At 68.0% G+C, this 22,508-nt stretch carries 18 protein-coding genes; 9 read left to right on the top strand and 9 right to left on the bottom strand.

Annotation, left to right across the window (positions count from 1 at the left end; all coding sequences use genetic code 11):
* Positions 1 to 3 precede the first annotated feature (3 nt).
* A complete protein-coding gene (locus ACIQLD_RS01890) occupies positions 4 to 1,242 on the bottom strand; it encodes an ammonium transporter (protein WP_021200663.1) in 1,239 nt (412 codons plus the stop codon).
* 134 nt (positions 1,243 to 1,376) lie between these two features.
* On the bottom strand, positions 1,377 to 2,414 hold the full coding sequence (gene zapE / locus ACIQLD_RS01885; RefSeq protein WP_402604374.1) for a cell division protein ZapE: 1,038 nt from the start codon (positions 2,412 to 2,414) through the stop codon (positions 1,377 to 1,379).
* 145 nt (positions 2,415 to 2,559) lie between these two features.
* Between zapE and ACIQLD_RS01880 the strand changes: the two genes are divergently transcribed.
* Together ACIQLD_RS01880 and ACIQLD_RS01875 are read left to right on the top strand one after the other, a co-directional pair.
* The gene (locus ACIQLD_RS01880; RefSeq protein WP_402604371.1) at positions 2,560 to 3,453 is read left to right on the top strand and encodes a sulfurtransferase; all 894 of its coding nucleotides are present in this window, start codon (positions 2,560 to 2,562) and stop codon (positions 3,451 to 3,453) included.
* Positions 3,454 to 3,472: 19 nt separating this feature from the next.
* The gene (locus tag ACIQLD_RS01875; RefSeq protein ID WP_402604369.1) at positions 3,473 to 3,904 is read left to right on the top strand and encodes a SufE family protein; all 432 of its coding nucleotides are present in this window, start codon (positions 3,473 to 3,475) and stop codon (positions 3,902 to 3,904) included.
* Here ACIQLD_RS01875 and ACIQLD_RS01870 read toward each other — a convergent pair.
* Positions 3,888 to 5,042, bottom strand: a complete 1,155-nt coding sequence (locus ACIQLD_RS01870) for an alpha/beta hydrolase family protein (protein WP_402604367.1) — start codon at positions 5,040 to 5,042, stop codon at positions 3,888 to 3,890. The two genes, ACIQLD_RS01875 and ACIQLD_RS01870, sit on opposite strands and share 17 nt — an antisense overlap.
* Positions 5,043 to 5,067: 25 nt before the next feature.
* Between ACIQLD_RS01870 and ACIQLD_RS01865 the strand changes: the two genes are divergently transcribed.
* From ACIQLD_RS01865 to ACIQLD_RS01850, 4 genes are all read left to right on the top strand, one after another.
* Positions 5,068 to 5,649: a DUF3000 family protein gene (locus ACIQLD_RS01865; protein ID WP_402604365.1), complete on the top strand. Its 582-nt coding sequence runs from the start codon at positions 5,068 to 5,070 to the stop codon at positions 5,647 to 5,649.
* Positions 5,642 to 6,835, top strand: a complete 1,194-nt coding sequence (locus ACIQLD_RS01860) for a ribonuclease D (protein ID WP_402604363.1) — start codon at positions 5,642 to 5,644, stop codon at positions 6,833 to 6,835. The genes ACIQLD_RS01865 and ACIQLD_RS01860 overlap by 8 nt, the downstream gene beginning before the upstream one ends.
* 72 nt (positions 6,836 to 6,907) lie before the next feature.
* Positions 6,908 to 8,113: a thiolase family protein gene (locus ACIQLD_RS01855; protein ID WP_402604361.1), complete on the top strand. Its 1,206-nt coding sequence runs from the start codon at positions 6,908 to 6,910 to the stop codon at positions 8,111 to 8,113.
* Between the two features lie 8 nt (positions 8,114 to 8,121).
* A complete protein-coding gene (locus ACIQLD_RS01850) occupies positions 8,122 to 10,266 on the top strand; it encodes a 3-hydroxyacyl-CoA dehydrogenase NAD-binding domain-containing protein (RefSeq protein WP_402608471.1) in 2,145 nt (714 codons plus the stop codon).
* Positions 10,267 to 10,279: 13 nt separating this feature from the next.
* Here ACIQLD_RS01850 and ACIQLD_RS01845 read toward each other — a convergent pair whose 3' ends face one another.
* From ACIQLD_RS01845 to ACIQLD_RS01830, 4 genes are read right to left on the bottom strand one after another with little or no spacing between them, the layout of a single operon-like run.
* On the bottom strand, positions 10,280 to 10,462 hold the full coding sequence (locus ACIQLD_RS01845) for a hypothetical protein (RefSeq protein ID WP_402604359.1): 183 nt from the start codon (positions 10,460 to 10,462) through the stop codon (positions 10,280 to 10,282).
* A gap of 17 nt (positions 10,463 to 10,479) precedes the next feature.
* Positions 10,480 to 12,111, bottom strand: coding sequence for a GMC family oxidoreductase (locus ACIQLD_RS01840; protein WP_402604356.1), 1,632 nt, complete (start codon positions 12,109 to 12,111; stop codon positions 10,480 to 10,482).
* Positions 12,104 to 13,009, bottom strand: a complete 906-nt coding sequence (locus tag ACIQLD_RS01835) for a YegS/Rv2252/BmrU family lipid kinase (RefSeq protein ID WP_402604353.1) — start codon at positions 13,007 to 13,009, stop codon at positions 12,104 to 12,106. Before ACIQLD_RS01835 ends, ACIQLD_RS01840 begins: the two co-directional genes overlap by 8 nt.
* A 1-nt stretch (position 13,010) precedes the next feature.
* The gene (locus ACIQLD_RS01830; RefSeq protein WP_402604351.1) at positions 13,011 to 14,633 is read right to left on the bottom strand and encodes an FAD-binding oxidoreductase; all 1,623 of its coding nucleotides are present in this window, start codon (positions 14,631 to 14,633) and stop codon (positions 13,011 to 13,013) included.
* Positions 14,634 to 14,653: 20 nt separating this feature from the next.
* Between ACIQLD_RS01830 and ACIQLD_RS01825 the strand changes: the two genes are divergently transcribed.
* The 3 genes from ACIQLD_RS01825 (at position 14,654) to ACIQLD_RS01815 (ending at position 17,513) form a co-directional block, all read left to right on the top strand.
* Positions 14,654 to 15,232 (top strand): TetR/AcrR family transcriptional regulator, encoded by a 579-nt coding sequence (locus ACIQLD_RS01825; protein ID WP_402604348.1) that lies wholly within the window; start codon positions 14,654 to 14,656, stop codon positions 15,230 to 15,232.
* Positions 15,229 to 16,680: a glycerol-3-phosphate dehydrogenase/oxidase gene (locus ACIQLD_RS01820; RefSeq protein WP_402604345.1), complete on the top strand. Its 1,452-nt coding sequence runs from the start codon at positions 15,229 to 15,231 to the stop codon at positions 16,678 to 16,680. Before ACIQLD_RS01825 ends, ACIQLD_RS01820 begins: the two co-directional genes overlap by 4 nt.
* A 71-nt stretch (positions 16,681 to 16,751) precedes the next feature.
* Positions 16,752 to 17,513, top strand: a complete 762-nt coding sequence (locus ACIQLD_RS01815; protein WP_402604343.1) for an SPFH domain-containing protein — start codon at positions 16,752 to 16,754, stop codon at positions 17,511 to 17,513.
* Between the two features lie 38 nt (positions 17,514 to 17,551).
* Here ACIQLD_RS01815 and dxs read toward each other — a convergent pair whose 3' ends face one another.
* Both dxs and ACIQLD_RS01805 read right to left on the bottom strand, forming a co-directional pair.
* Positions 17,552 to 19,492, bottom strand: coding sequence for a 1-deoxy-D-xylulose-5-phosphate synthase (gene dxs / locus ACIQLD_RS01810; RefSeq protein WP_402604340.1), 1,941 nt, complete (start codon positions 19,490 to 19,492; stop codon positions 17,552 to 17,554).
* Between the two features lie 168 nt (positions 19,493 to 19,660).
* Positions 19,661 to 22,495 carry an aconitate hydratase gene (locus ACIQLD_RS01805; protein WP_402604338.1) on the bottom strand — a complete coding sequence of 945 codons (2,835 nt, stop codon included), beginning with the start codon at positions 22,493 to 22,495 and terminating at the stop codon, positions 19,661 to 19,663.
* Between the last annotated feature and the right edge of the window lie 13 nt (positions 22,496 to 22,508).

Raw genomic sequence — 22,508 nt, 5'->3', positions numbered from 1 at the left:
TGATCACGCGTCTGCGAGTGCGTAGCCCTCCTCGCCGTGGACGACCTGGTCGACACCGGCGATCTCGTCTTCGTTCGTGACGCGGAATCCGATCGTCTTCTCGATCGCGAAGCCGATGATGAAGGCGACGATGAAGGAGTAGATCAGCACCCCGAGCGCCGCGATCAGCTGCACGGCGAGCTGACGGGCATCACCACCGACGAACAGTCCCGTCTCGGTGGCGAAGAAGCCGAGGTACAGCGTTCCGATGAGACCGCCGACGAGGTGGATGCCGACCACGTCGAGCGAGTCGTCGAATCCGAGGCGGAACTTCAGCTCGATCGCGAGGGCGCACACGACACCGGCGAGTGCGCCGAGCAGGAGCGCCCAACCGGGCGTCAGGTTGGCGCACGCCGGAGTGATCGCGACCAGCCCGGCGACGGCACCGGACGCTGCACCGACCGAGGTGGGCTTGCCGTCCTTGATCTTCTCGACGAGGATCCAGCCGAGGATGGCGGCAGCCGTGGCGCCCAGGGTGTTCAGACCGATGAGTCCGACGCCGCCCATGTCTTCCGCCAGCCACTCCGCTCCCGCATTGAAGCCGAACCAGCCGAACCACAGCAGGGCGGCACCGAGGAGCGTCAGCGGCACGTTGTGCGGCTTCAGGATGCCCTTCTGGAAGCCGATGCGCTTGCCGAGGACGAGGGCAAGGGCCAGAGCCGCGGCACCCGCGTTGATGTGCACGGCGGTGCCACCGGCGTAGTCGATCACACCGATGCCGCTGTCCTCACCGAAGAGCGTGGTGCCGAGGTTCATGATCCAGCCACCGCCCCAGACCCACGCGGCGACGGGGAAGTAGCCGACGGTCGCGAAGATACCGGCGAAGATGAGCCAGCTGCCGAACTTCGCTCGGTCCGCGATCGCTCCGGAGATCAGGGCGACCGTGATGATCGCGAAGGTCGCGCCGTAGGCCACCCCCAGGAGCGCGACGTTCGAGCCCTCACCGGCAGCCAGGCTCGACAGTCCGAAGTCGGCGAAGGGGTTGCCCGCGAAGGCGGTCGGACTGTCGACCGCGCTCATCGAGAAACCGAAGAGAATCCACAGCACGGCGACGAGTCCGATGGAGCCGAAGCTCATCATCATCATGCTGACGACGCTCTTCGCCTTGACGAGACCGCCATAGAAGAAGGCGACGCCGGGCGTCATGAGCAGCACCAGCGCTGTCGCGGTGATCGCCCACGAGATGTTGCCGGGAGCATCCATAGGAAAACCTCACATCCGAAGTAATTGAGAGCTTCAGTGTGACGACCTGTGGTTTCGTCAATGCGTGAGGTTTGTTTCCCGACTGTTACAGCGCGGGTCCGCCCGTGAACATCGCGTTACGCGCGCCTGCAGGCTTACGCAGAATGTGTCAGGGCGTTGAGTCGGGAGATGGCGCGGAGATACTTCTTGCGGTACCCACCGGCGAGCATCTCGTCCGAGAACACCGCATCGAGCCCGAGCCCGGTGGCGAGGATCGGGATCTGCGCGTCATACACGCGGTCGACGAAGGCGACAAAACGCAGCGCCTCCGATTGATCCGTGAGCTGGCGCACCTCGCGCAGGCCCACGCTGCCGAGTCCGTCGATGAGTCTGATGTAGCGCGATGGATGCACCTGTGCGAGGTGGCGTATCAGGTCGTCGAATCGATCGTCCGACGCGGCGCCGGCAGCACCCGCCTTCTCGACCGCCGTCGCGTAGGCGTCGTCGTCGAGCACCACAGCGTGTCCGTCGAGGGCACGCTGGCGGAAGTCGACGCCGTCGATGCGCAGCGTCTGGAAGCTGTCCGACATCGCATGAATCTCGCGCAGGAAGTCCTGTGCGGCGAAGCGCCCCTCGCCGAGCGCGTTCGGCGGGGTGTTCGAGGTCGCCGCGAGCCGGGTACCGGTCGGCACGAGCTCTCCCAGAAGACGGGTCATCACCATGGTGTCGCCCGGGTCGTCGAGCTCGAACTCGTCGATGCACAGCAGGTCGGCGCCCTTGAGCAGATCGACGGTGTTCTTGTACCCGAGAGCCCCGACCAGGGCCGTGTACTCGATGAACGACCCGAAGTACTTCCGGCGGGCGGGCATCGCGTGGTAGATCGAGGCGAGCAGGTGCGTCTTCCCGACGCCGAAACCGCCGTCGAGATAGACGCCGGGCTTGAGCTCGGGCTCCTTCTTCGCACGGCTGAACAGCCCTCCGCGCTTCGCGGGGGTGCCGCGGCCGGCGAAGCGCATCAGCGTCTGCTTCGCCTCCTCCTGCGAGGGGTAGGCAGGATCGGCGCGGTAGCTGTCGAACGTCGCGGTGTCGAATTGCGGCGGCGGTACCAGGCTGGCCAGCATCTCGGGTCCGCTGACAGTCGGCTGACGCTCGGTGAGGTGCACGATTCCCGTGCGGCTGGTCGGGTCGGTCATCACGGTCCTGAATCAGGTGCTCACCTGTGTCGAAGTCTTACGAATCGGGCGCAGGGTGCTCGGCGGGGATCTATCGTCGAAGGGACGGATCAACACTACGCCGTCTGCAGCCGCACCCTCGTCCGCTCAACGCTTCGGAGATCCCATGGCCATCGAGTTCGATTCCTCCTCCCCCAAGTTCGCCGAGTATGCCGAACCGGGCCGCCTCGTCACCACCGAGTGGCTCGCGGACCGGCTGGGGGCGCCGGGGCTCGTGGTCGTCGAGTCCGACGAGGACGTGCTCCTCTATGAGACCGGCCACATCCCGGGAGCGGTGAAGGTCGATTGGCACACCGAGCTCAACGACCCTGTGGTGCGCGACTACGTCGACGGCGAGGGCTTCGCCGAGCTGCTCAGCCGCAAGGGCATCGCACGTGAGGACACCGTCGTCATCTACGGCGACAAGAACAACTGGTGGGCCGCCTACGCCCTCTGGGTGTTCTCGCTGTTCGGCCACGAAGACGTGCGGCTGCTCGACGGTGGACGCGACCGTTGGATCGCAGAGGGTCGCGAACTCACGCGCGAGACGACGAGCCGGCCGGCTACGGAATACCCCGTCGTCGAGCGCGACGACTCGATCATCCGCGCCTACAAGGAAGACGTCCTCGCCCACATCGGCAGCCCGCTGATCGATGTGCGCTCCCCCGAGGAGTACAGCGGTGAGCGCACCACGGCGCCCGCGTACCCCGAGGAAGGCACCCTCCGCGCCGGTCACATCCCGACCGCGCAGAGTGTGCCGTGGGCGAAGGCGGTGGCCGAAGACGGCGGTTTCCGCAGCCGTGCCGAGCTCGACGCGATCTACCGCGACGGGGCAGGACTCCGCGACGGAGACGACGTCGTCGCCTACTGCCGCATCGGGGAGCGTTCGAGCCACACGTGGTTCGTGCTCAAGCACCTCCTCGGCTTCGAGAACGTGCGCAACTACGACGGATCCTGGACCGAATGGGGCAGTGCGGTCCGTGTGCCGATCGTCACCGGCGCAGAGCCCGGCGCACTCTGACCATGTGACAATGACAGGGATGAGCACAAGCGACGTTCCTGACACCCTCGCCGAGATCCGCGACGGGTTCCTGGAGACCCCTGAAACCGATCGCCTCCTGTTGCTGCTCGAGTTCTCCGACGAGCTCCCCGACGTCTCCGACGAGGTCGCGGCCCACCCGGAGATGTACGAGCGGGTCGCCGAGTGTCAGTCTCCGGTGTACATCCACGTCGAGGTGAACGACGACATCGTGACCATGCACGCGACAGCCCCGCCCGAGGCCCCGACGACCCGCGGGTTCGCGAGCATCCTGGTGCAGGGCCTCACCGGCCTCACCGCAGACGAGGTGCTCGCGATACCCAACGACTACCCCCAGTCGATCGGCCTCACCAGGGCCGTCTCCCCCCTGCGCATCGGGGGCATGACCGGGATGCTGATGCGGGCGAAGAATCAGGTCAGGCAGAAGCGCTGAAGCCCTGCGCTTCGAGCCAATCCGTGATCGCGGTCGTCCACCCCGTCTGGTCGTAGTTCCACAGCTTCGTGTGGCGTGCCACCGTGAACTTCGGCATCGTCACGAGGTCGGGACGTGCCTCCTGCAGCGCATGCGACGAGTCCGCCGGCACGAACCCGTCGTCGTCGCTGTGCAGGATCAGCACCGGCGCGGTCAGTTCGTCCGCACGGGCGACCATGTCCAGTCGATCGAAACGGATCGGCTCGTCCGCGCCGCTGAGGCGGGCGGTCAGCGGCATCTGAAGGGCCCCCATCGCAAGCTCAGGCAGCGGCGCACGTACCCCGGCCAGCTTGGCTTGGAACCGCAGCACGGTGCGCCAGTCGACCACGGGAGACTCGAGGATGATTCCGGCGATGCGATCACGGTGGCCGGATGTCACCGCGGCCTGCAGCGATACGGCACCTCCCATGGACCAGCCCATCAGGATCACCCGCTCGGCGCCGTGCCGGAGTGCATAGGCGATGGCGGCGTCGACGTCACGCCACTCCGAGGCTCCCAGCGCGTAGGCGCCCGCCCTGGTACGCGGGGCCTCACCGTCGTTGCGGTAGGACACGACCAGGTTCGGCAACCCGGCGGCGTGCAGCACCGGCACTGCCCGCAGGCACTCCGCGCGAGTCGCTCCGCGCCCGTGCACCTGGATCACCCAGGTCGACGACGACGCCGGGAAGTACCAGGCAGGACACGGCCCGGCGGGAGAGCCGATCAGCAGGCTCTCCCAGCGCAGGTGGAGTTCGCTCGGAGATGAGTAGTAGTAGCCGCTGAAGGCCGCGGCGCGATCGACGCGTGCGCCGGGTTCGATCTGGGTGAGGAGCTTGCGCCGCACGGCCGACCCATCGGCGCTGAGCACCGCGCCGAGCTTGACGTAGCCGTAGGTGCCCGTCGTGAACAGGCCGTAGCGACCGGGAAGCTCGGTGTCGGGTGTGCGTCTCAGCTCGATGGTCTGAGCGCCCGTGTCGACCGAGAGGATCTCCGTGTCGGTCGCGCGGCGCATGGGCGTGACCACCCGGCGTGCCACGGCGAACACGACGAGAGCGAGCGCTGCCCCGAACGCGAACAGAGCAGGGACAAGGAGCGTAACGGCGTGCCTGAGACTCTTCATCGCTTCCTGACTCTAGCCTGTTGCCGTGACCGCACACCCCGAGGCCGGGACGCCTTTCGAGAGCGCCGTGGCCGAACTGCGCGAGACCGAGTTCCGCGATGACATCACGGTGCGCGAGATCGCCACGCCGCAGGGCCTCGCCCCTTTCGCCCTCGCCCTCGCCGCCGACGTGCGCCCGGATGGTGACGGCGAGTCCGTGTACGGCACCGGTCGGTTCGTCCTGCTGCATGATCCGGACGAGCCGGGAGCTTGGGGAGGCTCATGGCGCATCGTCATCTTCGCCCAGGCGCCGCTCGAGACCGAGATCGGCACCGATCCCCTGCTCGCCGACGTGACATGGTCATGGTTGGTCGATGCCCTCGATTCGCGCGAAGCCGTCTATCACTCGGAATCGGGCACTTCCACGAAGACGCTGTCGAAGGGGTTCGGCGGGCTCGCCGTCGAAGGAGACGGCGCCCAGATAGAATTGCGGGCGTCCTGGACTCCGGAGGGCCCGTTCCGACCGCACGTCGAAGCATGGGCCGAGCTGGTCGGAATGCTGGCGGGGCTTCCGCCCGGCTCCGAGGGCATCGCCGTGATCGGCGCGCGAAAGGCTGTACGTGACTGAATATTCCGTGATCTCGGATGCTGAGGAGTTCCGCGCAGCCTGCGCCGTGCTCGCCGCCGGCACCGGGCCCGTCGCCGTGGACGTGGAGCGCGCGTCCGGCTTCCGATACTCGCAGCGCGCCTATCTGGTGCAGGTGTTCCGTCGCGACGCCGGGGTGTTCCTGTTCGACCCACCCGCGATCGGCGACTTCGCACCTCTGCAGGAGGCGATCGGCGACGTGGAGTGGGTGCTTCACGCGGCGAGCCAGGACCTGCCTTCCCTTCGCGAGCTGCACCTCGAGCCGCCGGTGATCTTCGACACGGAGCTCGCCTCCCGTCTGCTCGGGCACGAGCGCGTCGGACTGGGTGCGGTCGTCGAGGACACGCTGGGCATCACGCTCAAGAAGGAGCACTCCGCCGCCGACTGGTCCACGCGTCCGTTGCCGGACTCCTGGCTCGAGTACGCCGCTCTCGACGTGCTGCACCTGATCGACGTCCGCGACATCCTCGTTCTCGAGCTCGAGGAGCAGGGCAAGACCGAGTTCGCCGCCGAGGAGTTCGCCGCCACACTCACCCGCGCTCCCAAGCCGCCGCGCGAAGATCCCTGGCGGCGCCTCAGCGGCCTGCACCAGGTGCGCGGGGCTCGGAACCTCGCCGTCGCCCGTTCTCTCTGGCAGACGCGCGAAGCGTACGCGCAAGACCAGGATGTCTCCCCCGGACGACTCGTGCCCGACCGCTCCCTGGTGGCGGCGGTGCTGGCGAACCCGCAGTCGAAGCAGGCGCTGGCCGGCCTCAAGGAGTTCCAGGGCCGCGCGAGCCGCACTCAGCTCGACCGCTGGTGGCAAGCCATCGTCGACGGACGGGCGGCCGAGGAGCTTCCCCGCGAACGCGTCCCGAGCGACACGCTCCCTCCTCCTCGCGCGTGGGCTGATCGGAATCCCGAAGCGGATGCACGGCTGAAGGCAGCCCGCCCCGTCGTCGAGGCCGTCGCCGAGGAGCTGGGGATGCCGACCGAGAACCTCCTGACTCCGGAGTACCTTCGTCGAGTGGCTTGGGACCTGCCCGGAGAAACACCGGCGGAGATCGGCGATGCGCTGGCGGCGCTGGGTGCCCGCCCGTGGCAGATTGCACAGACCGCACAGAAGATCGCTGCCGCCTTTGTAGAAGCGGCGCAAACGCCTGACGCGACCCCCGCACCGGCTTCGTAGGTTCGACCCAACCGATTCCTCCCCGTTTCGCGGGCTTCATAGACTGAGGCCACGCACTAACTTGGAGGCAGAGTGGCCGAGATCTCGGACGTCTTCTTCGTCGATGGAGTACGCACCCCCTTCGGGCGCGCCGGCGAAAAAGGCATGTACTGGAACACCCGCGCAGATGACCTCGCCGTGAAGGCGACCATCGGCCTGATGGAGCGCAACGCCGCCGTCCCGGCCGACCGCATCGATGACGTCGCCATCGCCGCGACGAGCCAGACCGGCGACCAGGGGCTGACACTCGGACGCTCGGTGGCGATCCTCGCGGGGCTTCCGCAGACGGTGCCCGGTCTCGCGGTCGAGCGCATGTGCGCCGGCGCCATGACGAGCGTCACGACCATGGGCGCCTCGATCGGCGTCGGCATGTACGACTTCGCTCTCGCCGGCGGCGTCGAGCACATGGGGCATCACCCCATCGGTGGCAATGCCGATCCGAACCCGCGCTTCGTCGCCGAGAAGATGGTCGACCCCGGCGCCCTCAACATGGGCGTCACCGCCGAGCGCATCTTCGACCGGTTCCCGCACCTCACCAAGGAGCGCTCCGATCGGTTCGGCATGCTGAGCCAGCACAAGGTGCAGGCCGCGTACGACGCCGGCAAGATCCAGCCCGACCTCGTCTCGGTCGCCACCAAGGGGGCAGACGGAGCCTGGGGCCTCGCGACCGAGGACGAGGGCCGTCGCCCGCAGACCACGATGGACGACCTCGCGGCCCTCAAGACCCCGTTCCGTCCGCATGGGCGCGTCACCGCCGGCACTTCCTCGCCCCTCACCGACGGCGCGACGATGTCGCTGCTCGCCGGTGGCGGTGCGGTGAAGGAGTTCGGACTCGCGCCGAAGATGCGGATGGTCTCGTTCGCATTCGCCGGAGTGCAGCCGGAGATCATGGGTATCGGACCGATCCCGTCGACGGAGAAGGCCCTCAAGAAGGCCGGTCTCACCATCGCCGATATCGGTCTGTTCGAGCTGAACGAGGCATTCGCCATCCAGGTGATCTCGCTGCTCGACCACTTCGGCATCGCCGATGACGACCCCCGCGTCAACCAGTGGGGCGGCGCGATCGCGCTGGGCCACCCGCTCGCGGCATCCGGTGTGCGTCTGATGATCCAGCTCGCCGCCCAGTTCGCCGAGCGCCCCGACGTCCGCTACGGTCTGACCGCCATGTGCGTCGGCCTCGGTCAGGGCGGTTCGGTCATCTGGGAGAACCCGCACTACGACGGCAAGAAGAAGAAGTGAGCGCGAACGTGACCAACTACGACGAGATCGACTTCTCCCCCATCCAGGCGCTCACCGAGGGCGAGGTCATCACGCAGTCGCCCGTGCGCGACATCCGCCTCGCATCCGGCAAGGTGCTCGCCCTGATCACGCTCGACAACGGCCGTGACCACACGCGTCCGAACACACTGGGTCCCGCGACGCTGACGCAGTTGGGCGAGACGCTGGACGGGCTCAAGGCACGAGCCGGAGCGGGCGAGATCCAGGCCGTCGGCATCACCGGCAAGCAGTACATCCTCGCGGCCGGCGCCGACCTGTCCGACATCAGCAAGGTCGGCTCGCGTGACAACGCCCGCCTGATCGCGCAGCTCGGCCACAAGGTCCTCGGCAAGCTCGGCGACCTCGGCGTGCCGTCGTTCGCCTTCGTGAACGGCCTGGCTCTGGGCGGCGGCCTGGAGATCGCACTGAACTCCAGCTATCGCACGGTCGATTCCTCTGCTGCGGCGGTGGCGCTGCCCGAGGTCTTCCTCGGCATCATCCCCGGCTGGGGTGGCGCCTACCTGCTGCCGAACCTGATCGGCATCGAGAACGCCCTCGAGGTCGTCATCTCGAATCCGCTCAAGCAGAACCGAATGCTGAAGCCGCAGCAGGCGTTCGATCTGGGTATCTTCGACGCGATCTTCCCCGCGGCGAACTACCTCGAGAACTCGCTGGCCTGGGCGGATGCCGTCTTGGGTGGCAAGAAGGTCGAGCGCAAGAACGAGCCCGGCAAGATCGAGCGCCTCACCAAGTGGCCGATCGCCATCAAGATGGCGCGCGGGATGCTGGAGTCGAAGATCGGCACCATGCCGAAGTCGCCGTATGCGGCCCTCGACCTGCTCGACAAGGCCAAGGGCGGCACCAAGGCCGAAGGCTTCGCCCGCGAAGACGAGGCACTCGCCGAACTCGTCACGGGCGACCAGTTCGCTGCGTCCATGTACGCCTTCGATCTCGTGCAGAAGCGCGCGAAGCGACCCGTCGGAGCTCCCGACAAGACGCTCGCGAAGAAGGTCACCAAGGTGGGCATCATCGGCGCCGGTCTCATGGCCAGCCAGTTCGCGCTGCTGTTCGTGCGCAAACTCCAGGTGCCCGTGCTCATCACCGACCTGGATCAGGCGCGCGTCGACAAGGGCGTCGCCTACATCCACGAGGAGATCGGCAAGCTCGAGGCGAAGGGGCGTCTGGACTCCGACTCGGCGAACAAGCTGCGCGCGCTCGTCACCGGCACCACCGACAAGAGCCTCTACGCGGACTGCGACTTCGTGATCGAGGCCGTGTTCGAAGAGGTCGGCGTCAAGCAGCAGGTGTTCGGCGAGATCGAGAAGATCATCGCCGAAGACGCGATCCTCGCGACCAACACGTCGTCGCTCTCCGTCGAGGAGATCGGATCGAAGCTCGCTCACCCCGAGCGCCTGGTCGGTTTCCACTTCTTCAACCCGGTCGCGGTGATGCCCCTGATCGAGATCGTGAAGACACCGGCGACGGACGATGCCGCTCTGTCGACGGCGTTCGTGGTCGCGAAGAACCTGGGAAAGAACGCGGTCCTCACCGCCGATGCCCCCGGCTTCGTGGTGAACCGCCTTCTCGCCAAGGTCATGGGCGAGGCGGCACGCGCCGTCTACGAGGGCACCCCCATCGCCGATGTCGAGAAAGCCTTCGGTCCGCTCGGCCTGCCGATGGGCCCGTTCCAGCTGATCGACCTGGTCGGCTGGAAGGTCGCCGCCCACGTGCAGGACACGATGGTCAACGCCTTCCCCGACCGCTTCTACGCCAACGAGAACTTCCATGCGCTCGCGGAGCTCGACACTGTCGTGGAGAAGGACAAGGGCGGACGCGTCGTCGGCTGGAGCAAGCAGGCGGAGAAGGTTCTGAAGCCCGCCGTCGGCAAGAACCCCGCAACGGCGGCGACGATCCTCCAGCGCGTGCAGGACGGTCTGGCACAGGAGATCAAACTGATGCTCGACGAGGGCGTCGTGCCCGAGGTCGAGGACATCGACCTGTGCCTGATCCTCGGCGCCGGCTGGCCGTTCATCGACGGTGGTGCTTCGCCGTACCTCGACCGTGAAGGAGCCTCGGAGCGCGCCTTCGGCGGCTCGTTCCACACTCCGCAGATCCGCGGCGTCGAGAGCCGCTGATCGCCGGACACCATCAGGTGAAGCGCTCCACGGGATTCCTGGCGGATCCGGTGGGGAGCTTCGTCGTCCGCAGCATCAGCACGCACCTCACCGAGAGGCGCATCACGCTGCCGCTTCCTGGCGTGAGCGCCGTCATCATCGTCTCTGGCCGGCGCTGGACGGCGTCGCGAGCCTTGCGCGCTGCCTCTTCGCGCATACCGCGATCGCCGGGGTTCAGCCCGCGCGCTGAACCGGTCGCCCGTCGTCTTCGCCGCGACGAGGCCAGTATGACAACGCCCGTTCGGCCAGCGCGGTGATCGTGAGGGACGGATTCACGCCGGGATTCGCGGGAACGGCCGCACCGTCGACGACGTGCAGGTCGGGATGCCCCCAGACTCGGTGGTACGCGTCGACGACACCGTCTGCCGGAGAGGCCGAGATCACGGCACCGCCGAGGAAGTGCGCCGTGAGCGGGATGCCGAACACCTCGGGCCACGATCCCCGCGCAGCCGCAGGCACCCCGCCGTCCGCCTCGACCCTCGCGGCGATCGCCGCCGCCGCCGTATGGGCCTGTGGCAGGTAACTGGGATTCGGCTCGCCGTGTCCCTGCGCACTCGTCATCACGAGGCGACCGAAACGCCGACGCAGCGAGAGAGTGAGGGAATTGTCCGCCGTCTGCATCACCAGCGCGATGATGCCGCGCTCGCTCCAGCGGCGGAGGCTTCCGAGTCGCCATTGCCCCAACGGAGAGCGGAGCACCTGTGCGATGAGACTGCGCAGCCGCACGCCGAGCGGCCGACCGCCGGGAACGATGACGGTCGCGAGCGCACCCATCAGGTTCGATCCCGGACCGTAGCGGACGTTCTCGACGTGCGTGCGATCGTCGATGTGGAACGAGGTCGTGATCGCGACGCCACGCGCGAGCTCCAGCGATTCCGGGACGCGGGTGGCGACCGCACCATCCAGCGCCTCGGAATTCGTGCGCGTGAGACGTCCGATCGACGTCGAGACATGCGGCAGGGCTCCGGACTCCTTCATCCGATGCAGCAGCTGCTGCGTGCCCCAGGTGCCGGCCGCGAGCACGACCTGCCGGGCGAACACCGTCCTCCGTGCGTGCCGGAACCAGGCCCCGCTGCGCTGCGTCGTCACGGCGAACCCGCCTCCCGGCAGCTGACGAATCTCGCTCACCGTGCGGAGGGCTTCGATCGCGACTCCTCGGCGCTCCGCGAGAGCCAGATAGTTCTTCATGAGCGTGTTCTTCGCGCCGACACGGCAGCCCACCATGCAGTTGCCGCAGAGCGTGCACCCGGTGCGATCGGGCCCCTCGCCGCCGAAGAACGGGTCCGGCGTGCGCTCCCCCGGCTTGCCGAACCAGACCCCGACCGGTGCGTGCCGGAACGTCGAACCCACGCCGAGGTCGTCCGCGGCGCCGGCCATGATCCGCTCGACAGGACCCGTATGCGGGTAGTGCTCGACGACACCGAGCATCCGCTTCGCCGTCGCGTAGTGCGGTGCCAGCTCGGCCTCCCACTCCGCGATGCCCTGCCACTGGGGGTCCGCAAAGAAGGCCGTGCCCGGCTGGTAGAGCGTGTTCGCGTAGTTGAGCGATCCGCCACCCACGCCGGCACCGGCCAGGATCATCACGTGCGGCAGGCGGTGGATGCGTTGCACACCGTGGCAGCCGAGCGCCGGCGCCCACAGGTACCGCCGGACGTCCCAATTCGTCTTCGCGAAGTCGCCGTCCTCGAAGCGGCGACCCGCCTCGTAGACCCGGACACGGTAGCCCTTCTCTGCCAGTCGCAGAGCGGCCACGGACCCTCCGAAGCCGGAACCCACGACCACGACGTCCTCGTCGAACTCAGTCATCGCCCTCCTTCGGCACCATCATCGTGAGCGCGCCGGGCAGCACCTCGATGGTGCACTCATCCTCGCCGATCCGCTCGCCGTCGGCGTAGACCACGAGGCCGGGAGCCGATACCGTGACCGACCGGGCACGACGATGCACGACCTCACCGCGTGCGAGATGCGTCCCGCGGAGCAGCAACGGGAACAGACGCAGCAGGCGCAGTCGGCCCAGCGGCGCGACATGGACGATGTCGAGGAGTCCGTCGTCGGGCACGGCCCCGGCGCAGATCGGCATCCCGCCGCCGTAGCTCGAGGTGCTGCCGGCGGCGATCAGCGTACCCGGTGCACTCCTGGCGGCTTCTCCATCGACGGCGAGGGTGAAGTCCATCGGTCGCAGCCGCGCGAGCTCGATGAGCAGCGCGAGGTAGTAGCGAGGAGCGCCGTGCGGCCAGCGGAGCCGGTTGGTGCGATCGCTGACCTTCGCATCGAAACCCAGCGCTGCGATGGTCAGGAACTTCCGGCTGCCCGCTCCCGTGTGGACGATGCCGACATCGATCGCCCGCGGCACGCCGGTGAGAGCGAGATCGGCGGCTGCCCTGGCGTCACTGCGTGGAAGCCCGAGGGCGCGGGCGAGATCGTTCCCCGTGCCCGCGGCCACCAGAACGATGGGGACGGAGGCGGCGCACACCGTGTCGAGTACGCCGGAGAGCGTACCGTCACCACCGACGACCACGAGGAGGCGTGGCTCGTCCGCCAGCGCGGCCACCGCGAGCCGAGCGGTATCGGCGGCGGATCCGCCCGCATACGCGCGCACCTCGGCGCCGCGCTCCCGGAGAAGTCGGACGGCTGCCTCTGCTGCTCGTCCGCCCCGGCCTTTGCCGGAGAACGGATTCGCGAGCACGGCGATGTGCTCAGCCACGTCAGTGCGTCCGCTCGATGGGGATCACGGCGCCGGGGTTGAGGATGCCCGACGGATCGAGTTCGCGCTTGATCGCACGGAGGATGCGGATGCCGGTCTCGCCGATCTCCTGCCCGAGCCAGGGCGCGTGATCCCTGCCGACCGCATGGTGATGGCTGATGGTCCCACCCGAGGCGATGATCGCGTCGTTGACACGCGCCTTCACGACTTCCCACACACCGAGTGCGTCTGAACGCACGCCCGCGAGAACCGTGAAGTAAAGGGATGCCCCGGTCGGGTAGATGTGGGACACATGGCACATGACGTACGACTTCGCCCCGTCGGCTGCGAAACCGTCTCTGAGTGCATGCTCGACCGCCGAACGCAGCGTCTGAAGGTTCGACCATGTCGTCGCGGTCTCGAGCGTCTCGCAGAAGACTCCGGCGTCGAGCAGCGAATCCCGCAGGTAAGGGCCGTCGAATCGCCCCCTCAGCCACTCCTCCGCGGCGCCTTCGCCCGCCGAGACTCCGCTGGCCGCAGCGAGCTGCATACCGGCACGGGCACGCCTCTCGGCGATACCGTGCCCTTCGTACACGGTCACCACGCTCGCACCCTTGGCGAGTGCCTTGCCGATCTTGCCGACCTGCGCGAGACTCACAGCGGTCTCCGCCTCGTCGGAGAGCCGGATGACGGTGGGCCCGTCGCCCTGCTGCGCGACGCGACGCAGCCCCTCGACGCCGCTGGCGAAGTCGGGGAAGGACCAGGACTCGAACACCCGATCACGCGGGATCGGGTGCACCCGCACCCGCACCTCGGTGATGACGCCGAAGATGCCCTCGGAGCCCAGGAAGACCCTGATCAGATCGGGTCCTGCGGCGGAGCCGGGAGAGCGCCCGAGCTCGATGTCGCCGGTCGGCGTCGCCACTCTGATCCCGGTCACCATCGAGTCGAAGCGTCCGTAGCCGGCCGAGTTCTGCCCCGAGGACCGGGCCGCTGCGAAGCCACCGACCGTGGCGTAGCGGAAGCTCTGCGGGAAGTGGCCGAGTTCGAAGCCGTGCGCTGACAGCGACGCTTCCGCCTCCGGCCCTGTCGTGCCCGCCGCGAGCAGTGCTTCGCCGCTGATCTCATCGAGCCGGATCAGACCGCTGAGACGTCGCAGGTCGAGGCTCACGACGGCATGATGCGTGCCCCGCTCGGGATCCAGCGCTCCGACGACGCTCGTGCCGCCGCCGAAAGGGACCACCGCGACCCCTCGAGCGACAGCGATGTCGAGGCACGCGCGCACCTCGTCGTGGTGCGCAGGGCGGAGGACAGCGTCCGGAGCCTCCTGACGCACCTCGCGACGGCGGAGGAGGTCGGGTGTCGAACGCCCACCCGCGTGACGGATGCGCGCCTCCGGGTCGTCATCGACGTTCGCCGGGCCGACCACGGCACTGAACGCCGCGTGGTCCTCAGCGGTCAGCCGCGAAGGCTCGAGCTGCACGTTCGCGAGCTCGATGGCCGGCCCGGGTTTGCGCACGCGCCCCAACAGCATCGGCAGCAGCGCCCGCACCGCCAGAGGCAGGTCCTTCGCCTTGGCCGGATCTCCCCAGCCGTTCCATCTCATCGACGGGTCCGCATCGACCCTGCCATTGTCTTGGCCCATGCGTTACAGTGTGACACATCATGGAAGAACGTCAACCTCTGTGGGACACCACGCAGACGAGGATCCTAGACGCCGCCGACGCGCTGATCGAGCGTCGCGGCATCCACGGTGTCACGATCGCCGAGCTCGCCCGCCGTGCCGATCTCAGCCGCCCCACGATCTATCGCAACTGGAGCGATGCGGACGATGTCGTCCGCGCCGCGCTGCTGCGCCGCGTCGACGGCATCCTGAGCACCTTCCCCGCGGATGCGCGCACCCGAACCGCCCTCGTCGACGACGTGCTCCGTTTCACCATGCTCTTCCGGAACGACTCGCTCTACGCCCGACTGCTCGCCGACGAACCCGAGGCGTTCACCCGGTACACCCTGCAGCGCGTGGGATCGAGCCAGCGTCTGATCCTGCGCTGGCTCGCCACCGCCATCGGCGCCGCGCAGACGGACGGATCGGTCAGACGGGGCGCGCCCGAGGAGATCGCCGTCATGCTGCTGCTGATCGCGCAGTCCGCGGTCCTCTCCCACGGCACCGTGGCCGACCTCATCTCGGAGAGCGCGTGGGAGCGCGAACTGCGAGCCGCGCTCGACGGACTGCTCCGCCCATGACCCGGGAGTCATCCGCGCTCAACGTCGCGCGACGGAGGATCGAACTCGCACGCGCAGCCGACGAGACAGTCGACGTGCTCGTCGTCGGAGGGGGGATCACGGGTGTGGGAGTCGCCCTGGACGCCGCCTCCCGTGGGCTCCGCGTGACGCTGATCGAAGCCGAGGACCTCGCCTTCGGCACCAGCCGGTTCAGCTCGAAGCTCGTGCACGGCGGCCTGCGCTACCTGGCGACCGGTGACATCGCGACCGCGAGAGAGAGCGCACACGAGCGGCATCTCCTGATGACGACGATCGCCCCGCATCTGATCCGCCCGCTCGGGCAGCTCCTGCCCTTCTCCCATGGCGTCACGCTCCGCCAGCGCACTGCGGGCGCCGTCGGGATGGTGCTGGGAGACCTGCTCCGCATGCGTGCACACACCACTCGTTCGACACTTCCCGCCCCCGCTCTGGTGTCCGCGCGCTCCGCCTCCCGCCTGGTGCCTGCACTCGATCCTCACGGCCTCCGGGGCGGAATGCTGTCCTTCGACGGCCAGTTGGTCGACGATGCGCGGCTCGTGGCGACCGTCGCCCGCACGGCGGCATCTCTCGGCGCCGGCATCCTCACCCGAGTGCGCGCGGTCGCGTTGCGGGGAGACGGCGCATCCGTCGAGGAGACGACGACCGGTGAGCGGTTCGAGATCAGAGCCCGTGCCGTCATCAATGCGACCGGCGTCTGGGCGGGAACGCTCGACCAGACGATCCGGGTGCGCCCGAGCAGAGGAACGCACATCGTCCTCGACGCCGCCGACCTGGGCGCACCGTCGACAGCGCTCACCATCCCTCACGAGGGGTCGATCAGTCGCTACGTGTTCGCACTGCCGCAGGCCTACGGTCGGGTGATCGTCGGCCTCACCGACGAAGACGCTCCGGGCGTCGTGCCCCGTGTCGCGCAGCCGACCGACCCCGAGATCGACTTCCTGTTGAGAAGCCTCAATCGCGTGTTCGGCGCACCGTTGGGTCGAGAGAGGGTGCGCGGCGCCTTCGCCGGCCTGCGTCCGCTGGTCGACAGCGGCACGGATTCGACCGCCGATGTCTCGCGCCGCCATCTGGTGACGGCATCCGAGACGGGGTTCGTCACGGTGCTCGGGGGAAAGCTGACCACCTACCGCCGCATGGCAGAAGATGCCGTGGACCTCGCAGCGGGGACGCGCGGATTGCCGGCGACACCGAGCCGCACGGCGTCGTTGCGGCTCGTCGATCGAACGGTTCCCTCCTCGGACGAGTTGTTGGATGATGCGACGGGGTTGACCGCCGCCGAGGTCGAGTTCGCCGTCCGCACGGAGGGCGCGATGACCGTCGACGACGTCCTCGACCGACGCACCCGTGTCGGACTCGTTGAGGCCGATCGCGCACGCTGCCTTGCGGCGGTCGACGACGTCGTCACCCGCACCCTCGCCGACCTCGCCTGACCCGCTGCGGCGAATCCTGACCCGGGCGTATCCAGCGCACGGCGTCACGGGTAACGTGCGCGGAACAGCGCATGAACTCCCCCGCACGACCCGTCAGGAAGGCGATCCCGCACGCGGCGACCCTGCACAGTGGTGACATGGACATGCTCTTCACGATGCTGGGCGGTAAGGGGATGTCGGGTCTGTTGAAGACCGGAACGGCGATCCTCACCACGCTCCTGGTCCTCCCCGCCCTGCTCAAACTCTTCATCGTCACCGTCGATGAGGGGTGGGCGGCGATCCGGACGCGCAACGGCAAGCCGATCATCCGCAACCGTCCGCAGCGTCGACCGAGAAACCGGGGAGGTGCGGTCGGGGAGGTCGTCGTCCTGGACCCGGGCTCGCACGGAGCGTTCCCGCTGTTCTACTGGTACAAGCTCATCGACGTCCGTTGCCGTGCGACCGATCTGCCCGCGCGCGAGATGAGCGGCGCCAGCGGACACCAGCACCGTGTGCACGCCTCGTTCGAATGGCGCCCCATACCCACGGGAAGCGACCTGCGGGTGTTCGAGCTCGACGTCGTGAACGTCAAGGAACGTGCCTCGAACATCGTGGGAGCGGCGCTGCGAGATGTGATCCGCGGGCTCGAGGGGGCCGAGCTTCCGCACAACGACGAGATCAACACCCGAGTGATCGCAGCCAGCGCCGATGAGGTCCGTCGGGCCTGCGGTGTCGAGCTCGTGCGCGTGATGGTCACCGGTGACGCACTCACCGACGGCTACCTGCTGTCGACGGCACTCCGCGACGTCGATCGCGGAGCGCAGGCGGTCGCCGCACTGCACGCCCTGAACTGACGTCCGGCGCACGATGCCCCCAAGGGTCGGACCGCGCGTCAGTGCCGTTCGTGCAGCGGAAGATCGATGGTCCCGGTCTCCCCCGCGTGGCGCGCCTTCGGAATGCGCGTCCCGAGCACCTGCGACACGATGTCCTGGGCGATCTTCGGAGCGGTCAGGCCCGCGTCGGCGAGGATCTGGTCGCGCGATGCGTGGTCGATGAACTCGTCGGGAAGGCCCAGCTCGTCCACCGCGGTGTCGATGCCCGCCTCGCGGAGGACCTGACGCACGCGGGTGCCGATTCCTCCGACGCGGATGCCGTCTTCGAGCGTGATCACGAGGCGATGATGCGCGGCGAGTTCCACGATCGACGGCTGCACCGGGATCGCCCAGCGCGGATCGATGACCGTCGCGCCGATGCCCTGCGCCCGAAGGCGGTCGGCGACATCGAGCGCGAGCTCGGCGAACGGGCCGATGGCGACGATGAGCACGTCTTCGGATTCGCCGCGGGCGAGCACGTCGACGCCGTCGCCCAGGCGTTCGATCGCCGGGAGATCAGGGGCGACCTCGCCCTTCGGGAAGCGGATGACCGTGGGCGCGTCTTCGACATCGACGGCCTCACGGAGAGCCTCGGTCAGCCGCGCGCCGTCACGAGGCGCGGCGATGCGGATGTGCGGGACGATCTGCAGCATCGCCAGGTCCCACATGCCGTGGTGGCTGGGGCCGTCGGGGCCCGTGACGCCGGCCCGATCGAGGACGAAGGTCACGCCGGCACGGTGCAGGGCCACATCCATCAGCACCTGGTCGAAAGCGCGACCCATGAAGGTCGCATAGAGCGCGACCACCGGGTGCAGCCCCCCGTAGGCGAGTCCGGCGGCGGACGCCACCGCGTGCTGCTCGGCGATGCCCACGTCGTAGACCCGATCAGGGAAGCGCTCGGCGAACGGTGCGAGCCCGGTCGGTCGCAGCATGGCGGCCGTCATGGCGATGACGTCGCTGCGCTGCTCGCCCACGGAGACCAGTGCATCGGAGAACACATCCGTCCAGCCGCGCCCGCCGGACGACAGCGTCTCGCCGGTCGTCGGATCGATCTTGCCCACGGCGTGGAACTGGTCGGCTTCGTCGTCGCGGGCCGGCTGGTAGCCACGCCCCTTCTCTGTGATGGTGTGGACGATGACAGGAGCACCGTACGACTTCGCCAGCTCCAGCGTCTCGAGGAGCGCGGGAAGATCGTGGCCGTCGACCGGACCGAGGTACTTGATGTCGAGGTTGGAGTACAGTGCCTCGTTGTTCGTGAACCGTGAGAGGAAGCCGTGCGTGCCTCCACGGACGCCACGGAACACTGCACGTCCCACCGGGCCGAAGGCGCGGAACAGGCGATCCGACCGCTGGTGGAGGTCCTTGTAGGCCGCTGCCGTGCGCACGCGGTTGAGGTACCTCGACATGCCGCCGATCGTCGGCGCGTAGGAGCGTCCGTTGTCGTTGACGACGATGACCAGGTTGCGATCGTTGTCGTCGGAGATGTTGTTCAACGCCTCCCACGTCATACCGCCGGTCAGAGCGCCGTCGCCGACGACGGCGACCACATGCCGGTCCGCGCGACCAGTGGCCGTCAACGCTCGCGAGATGCCGTCGGCCCAGCTGAGCGAGCTGGAGGCGTGGGAGGACTCCACCACATCATGGGCGCTCTCGCCCCGCTGCGGGTACCCGGCGAGACCGCCGCGCACGCGCAGCGCCGAGAAGTCCTGGCGCCCGGTGAGGAGCTTATGCACATAGGACTGGTGCCCGGTGTCGAAGATGAAGGGGTCGTCCGGGGAGGAGAACACCTTGTGCAGCGCGATCGTCAGCTCGACGACGCCCAGGTTGGGGCCGAGGTGGCCGCCCGTCCTGGACACGTTCTCGACCAGGAACGCGCGGATCTCCGCGGCGAGCTCGGTCAGTTGATCGGTCGAGAGTGCGTCGAGATCACGGGGTCCAGAGATGCTCGGAAGAATGGGCATCTGCACCTCCTCACAGGCTCCGTCAGAAGCGCCCGACGACGGTGCGAGCGCCCCTCGATCCTACCCCGCCGGGCTCGGAGACCACGGTGAATCGGCACCCCTTGACATGAAGGGGTGGCACGATGAAGGGGCCCGGATCCGTGGATCCGAGCCCCTTCGTCCGTGCGATCAGACCAGCGAACGCAGCACGTACTGCAGGATGCCGCCGTTGCGGTAGTAGTCGGCTTCACCGGGGGTGTCGATGCGGACGACCGCGTCGAACTCCACCGGCTGCTTGCCCTCGGGCGAGTTCTCGCTCGGGGTGGCCGTGACCTTGACCGTCTTCGGCGTCACACCGTTGTTGAGCTCCTCCAGGCCAGAGATCGAGACGATCTCGGTGCCGTCGAGGCCCAGCGATTCCCAGCTCTCGCCGGCGGGGAACTGCAGCGGGACGACGCCCATGCCGATCAGGTTCGAGCGGTGGATGCGCTCGAAGCTCTCGGTGATGACCGCCTTGACGCCCAGCAGGCTCGTGCCCTTGGCCGCCCAGTCACGCGACGAACCCGAGCCGTACTCCTTGCCACCGAAGATGACGAGGGGCGTGCCCTGCTCCTGGTAGTTCATGCTCGCGTCGTAGATGTACGACTGCGGGCCACCGGGCTGCGTGAAGTCGCGCGTGAAGCCACCCTCGACGACCTGTCCGTCGTTGACCGCCGCGACCATCGCGTTCTTCAGACGGATGTTCGCGAAGGTGCCGCGGATCATGACTTCGTGGTTGCCGCGACGCGAGCCGAAGGAGTTGAAGTCCTTGCGGTCGACGCCGTGCTCGGTGAGGTACTGAGCCGCAGGCGTGCCGGCCTTGATGTTTCCGGCGGGCGAGATGTGGTCGGTGGTGACCGAGTCGCCGAGCGTGGCCATGACACGCGCACCCTCGATGTCCTTCACCGGGGTGAGCTCCATCGTCATGCCGTCGAAGTACGGCGCCTTGCGGACGTAGGTGGAGTGCTCGTCCCACTGGAAGATCGCGTCGTCCGGAGTGGGGAGGCTGCGCCAGCGCTCGTCGCCGTCGAAGACGGTCGCGTACTGCTTGATGAACTGCTCGCGCGAGATCGAGGAGTCGACGAGTTCCTGCACCTCGGCCGGGGTCGGCCAGATGTCCTTCAGGAAGACGTCTTCGCCGTCGGTGCCCTTGCCCAGAGCGTCGTTCTCGAAGTCGAAGTGCATCGACCCGGCCAGCGCGTAGGCGATGACCAGCGGCGGGCTGGCGAGGTAGTTCATCTTCACATCGGGGCTGATGCGTCCCTCGAAGTTTCGGTTGCCCGAGAGGACGGCCGTGACCGCGAGGTCGTGCGAGTTGATCGCCTCGGAGACCTCTTCGATGAGCGGACCCGAGTTGCCGATGCAGATGGTGCAGCCGTAGCCGACGGTGTAGAAGCCGAGGCCTTCGAGATCCTTGTCGAGACCGGACTTCTCGTAGTAGTCGGTGACGACCTTCGAACCCGGGCCGAGCGTGGTCTTGACCCACGGCTTCTGCTTCAGGCCCTTCTCGAGCGCCTTGCGTGCGACGAGACCGGCGGCGATCATCACCGAGGGGTTCGACGTGTTAGTGCACGAGGTGATGGCCGCGAGCGTGACGGCGCCGTTGTCGAGGATGTACTTCTCCCCCGACGGCGTCGTGACCGGCACGGGCTTCGAGGCGTTCGCCGGTGCGCCGCTGTTGATGTGCACCGGACGCGTGGTGGGCTCCTCATCGCCGGGCGTCTGACCGGGGTCGGATGCCGGGAACGAGTGCTTCGACTCGAGATCGACGATCGAGTCCGAGGTCGATGCCGTCGCGTAGCTCAGGATGTCCTGCTCGAACTGCGACTTCGCCTCGGAGAGGAGGATGCGGTCCTGCGGGCGCTTCGGGCCGGCGATCGACGGCACGACGGTGCCGAGGTCGAGCTCGAGGTACTCGCTGAAGGTGGGCTCGTGCGCGGCATCGTGCCAGAGCTTCTGCTCCTTGGCGTACGACTCGACAAGGGCGACGGCCTCTTCGCTGCGGCCGGTGAGGCGCAGGTAGTCGAGCGTCACGTCGTCGATCGGGAAGATCGCGGCCGTGGAACCGAACTCCGGCGACATGTTCCCGATGGTCGCGCGGTTGGCCAGCGGCACCGATGCGACACCCTCGCCGTAGAACTCGACGAACTTGCCGACCACTCCGTGCTTGCGCAGCAGGTCGGTGATCGTGAGCACCACGTCGGTCGCGGTGACGCCGGCGGGGATCTCGCCGGAGAGCTTGAAGCCCACGACGCGCGGGATGAGCATCGACACGGGCTGACCGAGCATGGCGGCCTCGGCCTCGATCCCGCCGACACCCCAGCCCAGCACGCCGAGGCCGTTGACCATGGTGGTGTGCGAGTCGGTGCCCACGCAGGTGTCGGGGTAGGCGCGGAGCACGCCGTCAACGTCGCGGTCGTAGATGACCTTGGCCAGGTGCTCGATGTTCACCTGGTGCACGATGCCGGTCCCGGGCGGGACGACCTTGAAGTCGCTGAAGGCCGTCTGGCCCCAGCGCAGGAACTGGTAGCGCTCGCCGTTGCGCTCGTACTCGATCTCGACGTTGCGCTCGAGGGCGTTCTCCGAGCCGAACAGGTCGGCGATGACGGAGTGGTCGATGACCATCTCTGCCGGTGAGAGCGGGTTGATCTTGTTCGCATCTCCACCGAGCGCCGTCACCGCCTCGCGCATGGTGGCGAGGTCGACGATGCAGGGCACACCGGTGAAGTCCTGCATGACCACACGGGCCGGCGTGAACTGGATCTCGGTGTTCGGCTCGGCCGCGGCATCCCACGAACCCAGAGCCTCGATCTGCGCCTTCGTCACATTCGCGCCGTCCTCGGTGCGAAGCAGGTTCTCCAGGAGGACCTTGAGACTGAAGGGGAGCTTCTCGAAACCGGGCACCGTGTCGATGCGGAAGATCTCGTAGTCGGTGCTGCCGACTGTCAGGGTGCTCTTGGCACCGAAGCTGTTCACCGTGGACACGAATCCGTCTCCT

The organism is Microbacterium sp. NPDC091662, from assembly GCF_044756705.1.
Classification (GTDB): Bacteria; Actinomycetota; Actinomycetes; order Actinomycetales; family Microbacteriaceae; genus Microbacterium.
The sequence above is the reverse complement of the archived record's forward strand: the minus strand, read 5'-3'. Positions and strand labels throughout refer to the sequence as shown.